The 14,368-nt window shown below is 42.0% G+C and carries 13 protein-coding genes; 4 read left to right on the forward strand and 9 right to left on the reverse strand.

Annotated elements, in window-relative coordinates:
- The first annotated feature begins 92 nt into the window (after positions 1–92).
- Entirely contained in the window at positions 93–629 is a 537-nt protein-coding gene (locus tag GW828_RS07820) for a phosphatase PAP2 family protein (RefSeq protein WP_124015564.1), read from the forward strand.
- Between the two features lie 10 nt (positions 630–639).
- On the forward strand, positions 640–1,074 hold the full coding sequence (locus GW828_RS07825) for a DUF3069 domain-containing protein (protein WP_124015565.1): 435 nt from the start codon (positions 640–642) through the stop codon (positions 1,072–1,074).
- A gap of 144 nt (positions 1,075–1,218) precedes the next feature.
- On the opposite strand, the gene GW828_RS07830 is transcribed toward GW828_RS07825, so the two are convergent.
- The 5 genes from GW828_RS07830 to GW828_RS07850 form a co-directional block, all read right to left on the reverse strand.
- Positions 1,219–2,907 carry an NAD-dependent malic enzyme gene (locus GW828_RS07830; protein WP_182697490.1) on the reverse strand — a complete coding sequence of 563 codons (1,689 nt, stop codon included), beginning with the start codon at positions 2,905–2,907 and terminating at the stop codon, positions 1,219–1,221.
- A 239-nt stretch (positions 2,908–3,146) separates the two neighbouring features.
- Entirely contained in the window at positions 3,147–3,611 is a 465-nt protein-coding gene (locus GW828_RS07835) for a YehS family protein (protein ID WP_124015567.1), read from the reverse strand.
- Positions 3,612–3,695: 84 nt separating this feature from the next.
- Entirely contained in the window at positions 3,696–4,760 is a 1,065-nt protein-coding gene (locus GW828_RS07840; RefSeq protein ID WP_165870057.1) for a serine hydrolase domain-containing protein, read from the reverse strand.
- Positions 4,757–6,022 carry an Nramp family divalent metal transporter gene (locus GW828_RS07845; RefSeq protein ID WP_273059308.1) on the reverse strand — a complete coding sequence of 422 codons (1,266 nt, stop codon included), beginning with the start codon at positions 6,020–6,022 and terminating at the stop codon, positions 4,757–4,759. The genes GW828_RS07840 and GW828_RS07845 overlap by 4 nt, the downstream gene beginning before the upstream one ends.
- 10 nt (positions 6,023–6,032) lie before the next feature.
- Positions 6,033–6,572 carry a PH domain-containing protein gene (locus GW828_RS07850; RefSeq protein WP_182697487.1) on the reverse strand — a complete coding sequence of 180 codons (540 nt, stop codon included), beginning with the start codon at positions 6,570–6,572 and terminating at the stop codon, positions 6,033–6,035.
- Between the two features lie 215 nt (positions 6,573–6,787).
- Here GW828_RS07850 and GW828_RS07855 point away from each other — a divergent pair, with 215 nt between their 5' ends.
- Positions 6,788–9,355, forward strand: coding sequence for a TonB-dependent receptor (locus GW828_RS07855; protein WP_124015571.1), 2,568 nt, complete (start codon positions 6,788–6,790; stop codon positions 9,353–9,355).
- 90 nt (positions 9,356–9,445) lie between these two features.
- Positions 9,446–10,078 carry a glutathione S-transferase family protein gene (locus GW828_RS07860; protein ID WP_182697486.1) on the forward strand — a complete coding sequence of 211 codons (633 nt, stop codon included), beginning with the start codon at positions 9,446–9,448 and terminating at the stop codon, positions 10,076–10,078.
- Between the two features lie 61 nt (positions 10,079–10,139).
- Here GW828_RS07860 and GW828_RS07865 read toward each other — a convergent pair whose 3' ends face one another.
- From GW828_RS07865 to GW828_RS07880, 4 genes are all read right to left on the reverse strand, one after another.
- The gene (locus tag GW828_RS07865) at positions 10,140–10,640 is read right to left on the reverse strand and encodes a DUF4447 family protein (RefSeq protein WP_124015573.1); all 501 of its coding nucleotides are present in this window, start codon (positions 10,638–10,640) and stop codon (positions 10,140–10,142) included.
- A gap of 80 nt (positions 10,641–10,720) precedes the next feature.
- A complete protein-coding gene (locus GW828_RS07870) occupies positions 10,721–11,122 on the reverse strand; it encodes an SMI1/KNR4 family protein (protein WP_124015574.1) in 402 nt (133 codons plus the stop codon).
- Between the two features lie 174 nt (positions 11,123–11,296).
- The gene (locus tag GW828_RS07875; RefSeq protein ID WP_273059305.1) at positions 11,297–12,076 is read right to left on the reverse strand and encodes a RelA/SpoT domain-containing protein; all 780 of its coding nucleotides are present in this window, start codon (positions 12,074–12,076) and stop codon (positions 11,297–11,299) included.
- A 150-nt stretch (positions 12,077–12,226) separates the two neighbouring features.
- Entirely contained in the window at positions 12,227–14,314 is a 2,088-nt protein-coding gene (locus GW828_RS07880; protein WP_273059303.1) for a M13 family metallopeptidase, read from the reverse strand.
- Between the last annotated feature and the right edge of the window lie 54 nt (positions 14,315–14,368).

The following is a 14,368-nucleotide window of genomic DNA, read 5'->3' on the forward strand; positions in this document are numbered from 1 at the left end:
TGTTAAGGGTATTTTTCTGGCGACTCAGGGCTATTTGCATTCAGTTATCTAGACGAGTATAAAGACGCCTTTGGAAATAAACAGAGATAGAAATGTTGCAGAGAATTGTGCAATTTATCGGATTAAGTTTGCTGATAGCATTATCGCCTTGTCATGCTGAAGGAAGCCTGGAAACATCGGGTGACGCTTTGCACATATTACTTCCGGCCACTGCATTGGCAGGAAGTTTAATTGTCGAAGATGATTATCAAGGTGCTTGGCAATTAGTTAAAACCGGTGTATCAAGTCGATTGTTAGTTGAAGCACTGAAATACGGTATAGAAAAAGATCGCCCAGATGGCAGTGGTAATGATTCATTTCCATCTGGTCACAGTGCCGATACCTTTGCTGCAGCGACATTTATCAACCAGCGTTACGGCTGGAAATATGGCATTCCATCATATGCGGTAGCTTCTTATGTAGCATATACGCGTGTTGCCAGTGATCAACATCATGTGGAAGATGTATTGGCTGGTGCTGCCATTGGTATCGTGGCGGGGTGGTATTTCACCGACCCTTATAAAGGGATTAGTATTGTTCCAATTGCCTCATCAGACACTTACGGCGTGTACATTAGTGGCAGATTTTAGAGAGAAAAACATGACAAAAGTTGACCCGCAGTATCAAGAAGTCGCAAAACAAATTTCGTATAACGTAGCCAATAAAGTGTTGCCGATGGATAAGTTACCTGAAACCTTGCTTGAGGCTTATGAAGGTTTGTTTAGCGAACTTATTGACGACAAAGCCAATACGTTTGCCAATGCATGGAATGGTTTGCCAGCGAGTGCGCAAAAGTTAATGACTAAAGCGGAGTTTCATGGCTTTTACATTGCCAATGCGTGGATGCAGTTAAGCCGTGTTGCGCAAGAAATTGCTGATAGTGCCGACTCTGAAGAAGAAATGAACAATAATGAATATGATGGTGTATTTGGCCGTTTAGCCGAGCAATCATTGAGAGAGTGTATACGTAAGCTTAAAAAAGCGCGTACTGACAGACCATTATTGAATAGCTTTAAATTAGTCATGTCTGCCTAATTATGTGCACTTAAGTTTGGCGTTGCCAAATATATAACCAAAGATTATGGGCAGATAAATTAATTGTTTGCTAGAAACAAAAAATCCCAACTCAGGTTGGGATTTTTTATGGTTAAAGATAACTTAACCAAGCTTATCAATAATTTAGAATGACGTACGTTTGTAACGACGGTATTCAGGTTCCCAGAAGTTAGCTTCAATTGATTGCAGCAGTAATTCATCAGTGCAGGGCAGTGCCAAACCTTGATCAATGGCGGCTCTAGCAACGGCAAAAGCAATATATTTACTGACAGATTGAATATCTTCCAAGCGTGGCAATAGCGACCCAGTTCCCTCTTTACCTAGAGGTGAACACTCTGCTAATGCACGGCTAGATGCCATGAGCATTTCGTCAGATACACGCTTCGCGCCGCAAGATAATACTCCTAAGCCAATGCCTGGGAAGATAAAGCTATTATTACATTGCGCTATCTCAAAGGTCTCATCATTCACAACGACAGGTTCAAATGGACTGCCTGTTGCCACTAATGCTTGGCCTGATGTCCAATGCAAAATATCTTTAGGAGTCGCTTCAACGCGGCTCGTTGGATTTGATAATGGGAATACAATTGGACGTTTACAATGCTTGTGCATTGCTCTAATGATTTCTTCAGTGAATAAACCTGGCGAACCAGATACCCCAATGAGTACTGTAGGCTTAGCATTATTCACAACATCAAGTAACGAAATATTGTCGCTGTAATTTTCCCATGCTTCAATCGTAGAGCAAGGTTGAGCTAACTTTTGTTGGAATGGTAATAAGTTAGGCATGTTATCAAGTAATAACCCCCAACGATCAACCATAAAGACTTGTGAACGAGCTTGTTGTTCACTAATGCCCTCTGAGACCATTTGTGCCACAATCGCTTCAGCAATACCGCAACCCGCACTGCCCGCACCTAAGAAGGTAATCCGTTGTTCGCTAAGCTTACTCTTCGCCGCTTTAGATGCCGCAAGAAGTGACCCAACAGTAACTGCTGCTGTACCTTGAATATCATCGTTAAAACTACAGTATTGATCTTTATAACGCTCAAGCAATGGCATGGCATTTTTTTGTGCAAAATCTTCAAATTGAATTAACGCATCTGGCCAACGACGGCTCACAGCCTGCATGAAAGCTTCAACAAATTCAGTATATTCTTCGCCGCCAATACGTTGATGACGCCAGCCCATGTACATAGGGTCTTCGATTAAATGTGGATTATCGGTACCTACATCTAATGTTACTGCCAAGCAATAGGCCGGGCTAATTCCGCCGCAGCTGGTGTAAAGTGATAACTTACCAATTGGGATCCCCATACCGCCAATACCTTGGTCACCTAAACCGAGAATACGTTCTCCATCGGTAACCACAATGACTTTCACTTTTTGGCGCGTTGAGTTATTTAAAATATCATCAATGCGATCTTTATTCGGATATGAAATAAATAAGCCACGGTTACGACGATAGTTTTTAGAAAAGCGTTCACAGGCTAATCCTACCGTAGGCGTGTAGATAATCGGCATCATTTCGCTAATGTTATTACGTACTAAACGATAAAATAGGGTTTCGTTAGTATCTTGAATATTGCGTAAATAGATGTGTTTATCGAGATCATTGGTGAAGTTTTTAAATTGTTCGTACGCACGAGAAGCTTGTTCATCAATGGTTTCAATAACCCAGGGAATGAGGCCTTCAAGATTAAAAAATACCCGCTCTTCTTCACTAAATGCGCTGCCTTTATTAAGCAGTGGTGATTCAAGAATGGCCGGGCCAGCAAAAGGAAGATAGAGGGGGCGTTTGTTATCGTCCATGGGGAACCTTAATGTGTTAGATCCAGTTAGATCATTATTAGAATAGGGCTGGTTTTCTTACGATTATAGATTATCACGTCTGATCTTTTTTGTGGTCTGTTAAGTGAGTCAAATCACATTATTCTTAAGTATTTTTATTCATCTCTCATTTTTGGTTGTTTATATGTAAACGCTAAAAACAAAAATGCGTAGCCTAAGCTACGCATTCATAAAGCATTATCTCAATATCTAGGCGAATATTACTTGCCGCGATGTTTGACTGATAAACCTTTGACGAAGTTTCTTAACACTTGGTCACCACATGGCTTATAGTTTTTATGATCTGGGTTACGGAATAACGCACCTAACTCAGATTTAGTCATCGAAAAATCGGCTAACAGTAACGTGGCAATAATATCTTCTTCACGCATTTCAAGTGCAACGCGTAATTTTTTGAATATTAGATTGTTGGTCAATTGCTTCAAAGGCGCTGGCACTTCTGCTCCAGGCTTTAAGCCACGATTTTGAATGATCAAACCATCTAAGAATTGGCACATTAATGTGTCATTACATGCTTGATAACCTTCTTCTTCCTCTTTTTTCAACAGCGCAATAATCTGCTCTGAAGACATGTCTACATTGGCTTGGCTGAAAATGTTAATCATTTTGGCATTTGAATAGTCAAACACAAAGCGAATACGGCGAAGAATATCGTTGTTAATCATAAGGCTCTCTGGCGCGGCGGCGCATAAATGGTTTAGGTCAATTGACGAAACACTATTATAGCGAGAAATCATTGATCCGTCAGATTATTCGTATGTGGTTAATTGTTTTCTTACTGCTTGGCGTATCTTGTCGTGTAGACCAAAAACACGCTCGATATTATCCAGATCCCACGAGGTGTTTTCCAATATCACAACGGTTAATTGCGATTGCGGATAATAGAGCATTAAGCTGATGTATCCCGGAATATAGCCTGAATGACTGTATTCAACTAAGCCTGCTTGTTGGCTGATTTGCAAACCATAGCCATAGCCTACCTCTCCCCAACGATGCTGCCTGATAGTACTTGCATGGGTCATGGCGTGATAGCTTGTGGCAGATAAAAATTGGCCTTGATGTAAACCATTTACAAACTTAACCACAGCAGCACTACTGGCTTGCATGCCGCCAAATGTAATGAAGTCAGGGTCTACCGTAAAATCAGTTAATTGTGTCCGCTGCTGCTGTTGCTCGGTATAGCCATCAACCAAGCGTGTTTGCTTAGCCTGACGCTGCGCAATTGAACCGGTATTAGCTTGGAGATCAAGCTGATTGGTTACGGCAAATTGATTAACCAATTGCCCATAAGGTTGTTGGTAAACCTGAGTTAATATATCGCCAAGCAATTTATAGCCATAGTTTGAGTAACTAAACTGACTGGCAGGTATAAATTGAGACCCGGCATTAAGACTCGGTGATTTAGGTGGTGTTATTCCTGAAGTATGATTTAACAGCTGACTAATCGTGATTGGGTGTTCGGTGATGATCTCAAGGTAATCTGTGATGTTATCGCCCAATGCTAACTTTTTCTGATCCACCGCCTGTAATACAAGCGTGGCGGTGATCGTTTTAGAAATAGATCCAAGCATAAATATACTGTCTGGTGTTATGCCGGTACCTGCTTGGTAATTAACATAACGGTTATGATTGTCGCTAATGACAATGCTACCGCTAAACGGTCTTGAATCCTTATCTATGATGGTTTGCACATCCGCTGCAGTTAATGCAAATGCACTGAGTTGAAATGACACTGAGGTTACTGTTAATGCCAGTAACAAACGGGTGAATTTTTGTAAGCCAGTTAAGTATTTACACCATTGTGATGTGATCATTTTGTGAGATACCAATAAACAAATAAGATAGCGAAGCCAACTAAATACCATAAACCAATCCACGACAGCCCCACCATAACACGACCATAACGATGCTTTTCCGCTAAGGTGTTACTAGTCATTAACCGGAAGTTAAGCCAAGCAAAAATAACTGTGGTCATAAAAGCAAGGATCATTACAAATTCTAGCAGCGGTAATAAGGCCCCTTTAAAGAATAGAATAAGTAATAAACCAAGCGCACTGATCCCGAGCATGATGGGGGTTAAATAATTGCGTGTTGATGTGGTGTTAGACAACAATTTCCAGCCCATCTCGAGTGTGCGGCTGTAGCCATCTATCACAGTCACTGTGGTGCTAAAAATACATAAAAACGCCACAATGCCAATTAAGTAACGGCTTTCATTACCCATAACTTGGCTATAAAGGGTGATCAATTGTGAGGCAAATGCCGCGCCTGAATCAGAAAAACGCTCACCACTGCCGTGCATGACTAATGCGCCTAGCGCTAAAAATACAATCGCCAACACAGCCGTGGTGACATAGCCTAAATTAAAATCAAAAATAGCCTGCTTGGCGGTCACCGTTTGGTTTTTACGTTTTTCTATTAACCATAACGAGTTCCAAGTGCTGACTTCTATTGGCGCGGGCATCCAACCCATCATCGCCACTAAAAAACCGACATACGCCCATTGCCAGGGAGATTCGCTGATCACTGGAGTGCCGAATCCGCTATGACGATTAAAGGCCAATGCTACGGCGACTAGGGTGGTGAGTGTAAGAGCTAGCATGATAATTTTGGTCATTTTATCAAGCAGTTTGTAGTGGCCTAAAATCAATAGTGCTAACGAGCTGGCCAATACAATTAGCGCTAATAGGTCAATTGATAGCGGAATAAACTGAGTTAACATTGCCGCAGTTAACATGCATACCCCAGCGGTACTGGCAATGGCAGCAATCACATTGAGCCCGGTAAACAGCATCAAATATCCACGGCCTTGCTTATGATAGCCATGCAATAAACTTTCATCAGTGGCTGCAGTGTAGCGAGCGCCAGCAGCGAAGAAAGGGTACTTAACGATATTGACTAATAAAATGAGCCATGCCAGTTGCCAACCAAATTCTGCACCGGCTCGAGTTGAGGCGACTAAATGAGAAGCGCCAATCGCGGCGGCGGCCATTAAGATTCCAGGTCCAGTGGCTTTAAAAAGTGTGCTTGCGCGAGATATCCACGGTAAGTCTGATGCAGTTTGTTGCTTAAGCATAATAAAAAACCTAGTTTGATGGTTTAGCGTTTAATGACTGTTCTATGCGCAATAAAGTGGCATTCATTTGTTGCAGGTGGTCGAGGATTAGTACATCGGTATTTTCATCGGCAGGGGCGTTACCTTTTTGTGCCATGATTTTTGACTTTTGTGCCAGTACTTGAGATCTAAAGTGAGTAACATCTACAACCCCCGTTAAGCTAATCAATGCGCCTGCAGAAGATTGTCCCGCGGTTTCTATGGTCAGTTTATGAAGGTCAAACATACGCATAATAGGACCTTGAATAAGTGCCATGTCGGTGATTTTATCCAATGGAACGGTATTTTCAGTCCGTGTGAATAAGCCTTTACGCACAATCAGTTTCTGCTCGGTTAGTTCAGCACTCATATTATTAATGTAATGCCTAGTCGCTAATAGTCCCAATGGAAACCATAGTAATAACAATGGAATACCAATAAAGCTAAGGATAAATACTAGGCTGCCAGACAACAACCAATACAGGCCTAGGTTTGCGTGGAAGTGGGCACTAACTAGTGTTTTATCGCTCATATGACCTCCTTGTTAAATAGATTTAAATTCACTTTTTTTAACTATTTATTCTTGATTAAGTGGTTGGTTGCATTTACATTAAGCCATTGTATTGACTTTGTTAAATTTTAACCTAAGTTGGTTGTGTCAATCCAACAAAGTTGTCAGCGGTATGCTCATACCGCAGTTTGCAGTAGTCATGGATATAAAACAATAATTTAACGTTAAGGATGATCATGAAAAAAAGTAACCTTTTACGCAGCGCTTGCGCTATCGCTGTATCTCTATCTCTCGCTCCTATCGCCTTTGTTGCACAAGCTGCTGATGCTGGTGCCGATTCAAAAGTGGAACGAATTGAAGTGACGGGTTCTCGTATCAAACGGACTGATATTGAAGGACCTTCACCAGTACAATCGTTGAATAAAGACGATATTGCTAATATGGGTTTTGACAACCTACAACAATTATTAGAACGTATGCCTGCCAACGGTTCAGGTGCATTCTCTACTCGTGGAAACAGTCAAGATTCTACCGCTAACGGTGGTGCATCAATCAGTTTACGTGGCTTGGGCCCTGATGCGACTTTGGTTCTTATCAATGGTCGCCGTGTTGGAGCAAGTGCATTTGCTGAAGGAATTTCAAATTCGTTTGTTGATATCAACAATATCCCGGTATCGGCGATTGAACGTATCGATATTCTTAAAGACGGTGCTTCAGCCATTTATGGTTCTGATGCAATTGCAGGTGTGGTCAATATTGTCTTAAGAAAAGATATTGAAGGTATTGAACTTAACTTGGGTTATGGCGATGACAATGGCACTGGTTATGATGAAACTACAGCCAGCCTAGTATGGGGCATAAAAGCTGACAAAGGCAGTGCATCAATTATCCTTGATTACTTTACCAATGGCACCTTGTCTGCAGAAGACATGGGCCGCTTTGGCACTGCAAACCAGTCACCTTATGGCGGTGAAGATTACCGTTCATCACGTGGCTTCCCTGGTTATTTCTATGTCAATGGCGTGAAAACCATTGACCCAGATTGTCCTGCTGATAGCGCAACATCGAGTGGGAGTTGTCTATTTGATTACGGTCCATATAACTTAACCATTCCAGCAGCTGAGCGTGTTGGTGCTATTGGCCAGTTTGATTATATGTTAGGTGAAGACTTAACTGCATTTTTAGAGTTATCTGTACAGCACAACACTTCTGAGGCAGGCGGTGCACCAACGCCATTGGATGAAGATGCAGGCTTGACAGTTCCTGGTACTCATCCAAATAATCCTTTTGGACAAGATATTGAGATTGGTCGCTATCGTACAGTTGATGCAGGTGCACGTCGTTGGGATATCGAGTCAGATACCATGCGTATTGTTGCCGGTCTTCGTGGCGTTATCAATGATTGGGACTGGGAAGTATCAGCGCAACGTGGCCGCAGTGAATCGACTCAAACAGGTGACCGCTCACAAGGTTGGGTAAGAACCGATTATTTACAAGCCGAAATTGATGCGGGTAACTACAACCCGTTTGGCGGCACGATGAACTCGCCAGATGTGATTGATCGCATCACCACAAGTCTAGTAAGACAAGGTAAGTCGAGTATTACTGCTTATGACGCCAGCATTTCAGGTCAAGCCTTTACTATCGCTGATCGCGATATCATGATGGCAGCTGGTGCAGAGTATCGTGAAGAAAGTGTCAGTGACGTGCCTGATGAGCAGTTCCAGCGCGGTCTGATTTTTGGTACTGAAGCCGTCTCTGCGTTTGGCTCACGTGATCAACATGCTGTCTATGTTGAGTTTTCTATCCCTGTTGCTGATAACTTTGAGTTACAACTCGCAGGCCGTTACGACAGTTACAGTGATTTTGGTTCAACCACTAACCCAAAAGTTGCTTTCCAATGGGGCATTAGTGACGAAGTCACTGCACGTGGTTCTTGGTCTACAGGTTTCCGTGCACCATCGCTTGCGCAAATTGGCTTAGGTCCTTCTGAAAAGAGTGACTTTTTAACCGATAGCTACCGTTGTGCTGCTGATAACGTTGATTGTGAACTACTTGACTACAACTTTGTGTTTGCTGGTAACCCAGATCTTGAGGCAGAAGAGTCTGAGACTTGGAACCTGGGTATGATTTGGGCCCCAAGTCAGCAGTTTGATATTGGTTTTGATTTATTCAATATCGTCCAAGACAACAAAATTGACTCACTGCAAAACCTAGATGTTTACAACGAACACTGTGGTGATCAAAACAGCACTATTTGTTTACGAAATGCGCCGAAAGCGGGTGAAACCTTTGGTACGATTGATGTAATCAAATCAGCATTTGTCAATATTGGTTCACAAGAAGTACAAGGTGTAGATTTATCTAGCCATTATGGTCTTGAGCTAAACAGCTATGGTGATATCAAGTTTGGTTTAGAATACAGCTATTTAATCAGCTTTGAAAAAGAAGTTGATGGCAATACTGTTGATTACACTGGTGAGTACGAGTACCCACAACACCGTTGGTTAGCAACAACTAACTGGATGATGGATGACTTTGCCGCTAACGTTAACTTAAGCTACATCGGTGAGTTTGAAGACTACAACAAAACTCGTACAGTTGATGCGCAGTTATTAGTCGATATGTCTGGCTCATATCGTTTCAATGACACGGTTAAGCTATCTGTAGGTGTTAATAACGTGTTTGATGAAGAGCCATCATTTGCGATTGGCGATGGCGATGCTGATCTATATGGTTATGCAATGGGTGTACATAACCCATTAGGCCGTTATATTTATACTAAAGTCACAATGAACTTCTAATGACAACGTCATAAGATAACAAAAGCCACATTCACTTAAGGTGCAATGTGGCTTTTTTATTGTCATTATTCTCACGCTATAGGAGCTTATATGATTACCTTATACGGAACCCAAAAAAGTCGTGCGCTGCGCGTATCTTGGCTTTTAGAAGAGTTAGGTGTTGAGTGGCAGTTTCATGCTATCGATTTTGCTAAAGGTGAAAATAAAGCAGAAGCATTTTTAGCCCTTAACCCTAGTGGTAAAATGCCTGTGATCACCGAGGGTGAGTTCGTGCTAAGCGAATCCGCGGCCATTATGCGTTATTTAGCCGAAAAATACGGACAAGGTAACTGGTTGCCAAAACCAGGTACGCAAGCGTCAGGTATTCATGAACGCTGGGTGAGCTTTGTGATTAGTGAGCTTGAACAACCGCTGTGGAGTATGGGTAAACATCGCTTTGCCTTGCCACAACCACTTAGATTGGAGGCCATGTTTGCCGTAGCTAAGTGGGAGTTTGATCAAGCCGCTGCTATTGCTGAAGCTTGGGTGCCAGATACTGGCTTTGTCTGTGGCGATTCACCCACCATAGCCGATATTTTATTAGCGCAAACCTTAGGCTGGGCGATGGGATTTGAGCAAACGCTTCCGCCAAAGCTGATGGCATTTCGTAATCGCTTAAAGCAACGTCCAGCTTTAGCCAATGCATTAGCTAAAACTGAAGCACTTGCCGATGTTACTCAATAACGGTTATTAAAAAGGAAGCTCGAGGCTTCCTTTTAGTTATTAGCGCTCAACATAGAGACATTTATAATTGAGTTGCAGCCCATTTTGCACGGCTTTCACGGCTTTCGCTCATGCCGTTATCTGCACGATAAGCTTTATAGGCTTCAGCATCTAGTGCAACTAAGCTTACATCCACTTCAAGCACGAGTTTACATTCTTTTTTAATCCGCCATGCAGCGGCATTGTACAATTCAGTTAATGGCAAAGAGCTTAAAAATTCTGGATTGTATTGGGTGTAGAGAGCTTGTGTCGGATACACCACAAACGCCAACCGACGCTTAGGTTCTTTTTTAAATAACTCTTCAATACCATCAGAAGTGTTAAGCACCTGCATTTCGATAATATCATCGATTTCTAACAGCTTTTTCTGCGCTGGAATTGGTGCTTCTTTCTCGCCTGATTCCCACAACAACACATCTTCATTACTGGCGTTAGTGATGCTAGCAACTTGTTCTGTTGTTAAGCCGAAAGATTGACGTAAACATTGGATTTCAATTGCATTTAAACCGCTATTTTTAGACATGGACGTTCTCGTATTAAGGATTTATTTAGGTATTTATATTTCGACGTAAATTAGCCGCAATTGGACTTAATTAATGCGTTTTATCGATTAAGCCACACATCTTCGGCCCAATGCCAAAACGATTCCCAAACCTTATCGCTAAATCGGCCTTTTTTCCAAAACAACACTTGGCTTTCTTCATCAATACAATAAAAGCTATCACCGATTTGGCAAATGGCAATTTGCTCTCTGGGTAGCCCAATAGACCAAGCATAGCAGGCTACTTCAGGTAAGTAGGTATGTGAGGATGGATCGGCAGCGGTAACGGGTTCAAGCGTGCCATAAATAACATCACTACCATAAAGTAAGTATTCTTTTAGATCCTTGGGTAAACCAATTAAGATCTGTTCTTCAACCTCTACAAGTTGCTCAAACGTCGGTAGTTCTAGCGGTACCGGTACGGTTTCACTTAATTCTTGTAGTTGTTCAATAATGTCATTCATCGCATCGTCCAGCAGATCGTATTGTAATGGGCGCGAGTATAGCAGATGTGATTGTTGCGGATCTTGTTTGGCAAAAAAAAAGCGCTCATATGAGCGCTAAAAGGGTGGAAACTTGGATGATGAGAAAGGGCTTAGGCGGTGTGAGTTGTTCATCATAAGTATAGTTATCAGTGTTTATGCAACTTGTCGTTGTGAACTATATAAACTTTGACGTTTATAACTTAACCAGGCTTTATGGTATTGCTTGTGCGAGTCTTGACGAAGCTTGGCTATCATTGCTTGTTCTATGTCATTTAAGTGTCTAGATGTGGCTTTAGCTTGGGATTCTATTTGTTGGATTTGCTCATAAACATAATGCTCTGGGCCACTTTTGATTTGGGCAATATCATTTAAGTGAAACTGTACTTCAACTACCATTTGGCTTTCGGGCAATTTCACTAATACATTTAAGTCACGATAGCCCGACATTTTTGGATGTGCAAACCGGTTTTTTAATTGCACTATTTCGGTGTGTTGACGCAGTTGCTGGTAGCTTGATAGCAAGCTTTTAACGTCATCGGCCACCACACTTGCCCTTGCTATATCAGTGAGTTGACTGGCGTCGCCATTGAATTTCGCTTGTACTTTTTGAGCCGCACGCTGATAACTTTTAGTGGCAGGAGTAATGATGTCGGTGTTGCTTGATTGACTGATCATCTTGAGTAGACTGATAAGTTCTTGTTGCGCCACTGGTGCTCGACTCATTAAAGCGTGCAAGTTATCAGTATCTTGTAAAACAAGCTCATTATTGTGCTCATGGAGCGCCATTAGCTGCTCAATATCGTTAGCTGATTTTTGACTAAAATCGGAAGGCGGAGCTAACTTGTTATATTTAACCTCGTTAGGCTGAGCAATAGCACCACGAGTAGACAATAAAATTAAGAATATAAAAAAGGTACGAAACAACTTATTCATTGAATAGCTTCCCACATAGTGTCTGTTAATCCAATGTACCGCTTTTTCACTGAATAGGGGCTGAATGAACAAGGTTTAATAAAAAAGGGCATCGAATGATGCCCTTTTGAGAGGAATTGTGACCTTAGTCAATATTCACAGCGACTTAAATTACCAAATTTTTACGCGACTTTCTGGCGCGATATACATCTTGTCGCCTTGTTTCACGTCATAAGTGCTGTAGAACTCAGGCATGTTAGATAACGCACCTAATGCACGGAAATGGCCAGGTGAATGCGGATCAGTTGCAACGCGGTTACGCATTGCTTCTTCTTTCATTTTTACCCGCCAAATTTGGGTAAAGCCCATGAAGAAACGTTGATCGCCTGTTAAGCCATCAATAACTGGTGCTTCTTTACCGTCAAGTGACATTTTGTAAGCTTTATAGGCGATAGTAACACCTGATAAGTCACCAATGTTCTCGCCTAATGTTAGGCTGCCATTGACGTGTAGGTCGTCAAACACTTGATAACCATTGTACTGAGCGATTAATGCATTGCCTTTTGACTCGAATGCTTTTAAGTCAGCTTCGGTCCACCAGTCACGCATGTTGCCTTCGCCATCAAATTTAGCACCTTGGTCATCAAAACCATGGCCCATTTCGTGGCCAATAACCGCACCAATGCCGCCGTAGTTAACCGCATCATCGGCTTCTAAGTTGAAGAATGGCGGTTGTAAAATCGCAGCAGGGAACACGATTTCGTTCATGGTTGGGTTGTAGTAGGCATTAACCGTTTGTGGGGTCATGTGCCATTCGTCTTTATCAATTGGCTGACCTAATTTAGCGATATCTTTGTTGTGTTGAACTATCGCAGCACGTTTAGCGTTACCGACTAAATCATCTGCTTTGATGGTTAATTTGCTGTAATCATCCCACTTGTTTGGGTAGCCAATTTTAGGGTTAAACTTAGCTAATTTGTCTTTTGCTGCAACCTTAGTATCAGCGCTCATCCAATCTAATGAATCAATGCTTGAACTATAAGCGCCACGAAGATTTTCAACTAGTTGCTCCATGCGGGTTTTAGCTTCTGGTGCAAAGTGACGTTTTACATACACTTTACCAACCACTTCGCCCAGTGTGTCACTCACAGTGCTGACGCCACGCTTCCAACGAGGTTCTTGTTCTTCTTGACCGTTTAAGGTTTTAGAGAAAAAGGCAAAGTTCTCGTTATCTAATGCTTGAGATAAATTGCTGGCATTATGCGTTAATGCCATCCAAGTCATGTAGTTTTTCCAAGTATCAAGGTCGTTATTTTTAATTACCTCGTTTAAGCCTTGGATATAACTTGGTTGGTTGATAATGATATCAGTTTGCTTGTCGCCGCCAAGCGCAGCTAAATAGCCATCCCAGTTAATTTCTGAGGCCAATTCTGGCAGATTCTTAACTTGGTATAGATTGTATGTTTTAGTGCTGTCGCGCGTTTCAACAACGTCCCAATGCTTTTCTGCAATTTGAGTTTCCAGTGCAAGAATGGCTTCAGCGTTGGCTTTTGCATTTGGTAAGCCAGCAAGGTTGTACATTTTTTCAATGTGCTCAACGAAGGCTTTACGGATATTGACGAAGCGTTCTTCTTGATTAAAGTAGTAATCTTTTTCTGGCAGGCTTAAACCATATTGCCAAATATGTGTGGCATAACGGCTTGAGTCTTTAGCATCAATTTCAATATAGAATGCTAAAGGTGTACCACCACCGTTTGCTTGATTTTCACCAAAAAAGGCGGTTAATTCTTTTTTATCTTTCAGGGCTGCAATTTTATCTAAATCAGCTTGGATTGGTGCAATACCTAATTTATCAAGCGTTTCAACATCCATGAATGAGCGATATAAATCAGCCACTTTCTGTTCATCTGTGCCATCGGCTAGATTTGGGGTCGCGCTTAAATCTTCAATGATGGCTTTAACATCATCACGTGCGTTCTCACGTAAGTCGTAAAAAGCACCAATACTAGTACGGTCGCCAGGGATTTCTGCTTTGTTCATCCATGCGCCGTTAACATACATGTAGAAATCGTCTTGGGGGCGCACTGACTTGTCGATGTTATCAAACGTGATACCAGACGTAAGTGCTTTTTCTACTGCAGCAGCAGTCGCCGTTTTTGCTACATCTGCAGCAGGCGTAACGACTGTCTTGTCATTACTACAAGCACTTAAGCCCGCAATTAACGAGGCGCATAGACCGCCAATAACCAATTTTCTCATGTTGTTTCCTTTGCTTTATTTGTAGAGCCCTTCATTGGGGCATTGCAATCAGTG

The sequence above is a fragment of the Shewanella vesiculosa genome (assembly GCF_009994065.1).
Lineage (GTDB): Bacteria > Pseudomonadota > Gammaproteobacteria > Enterobacterales > Shewanellaceae > Shewanella > Shewanella vesiculosa.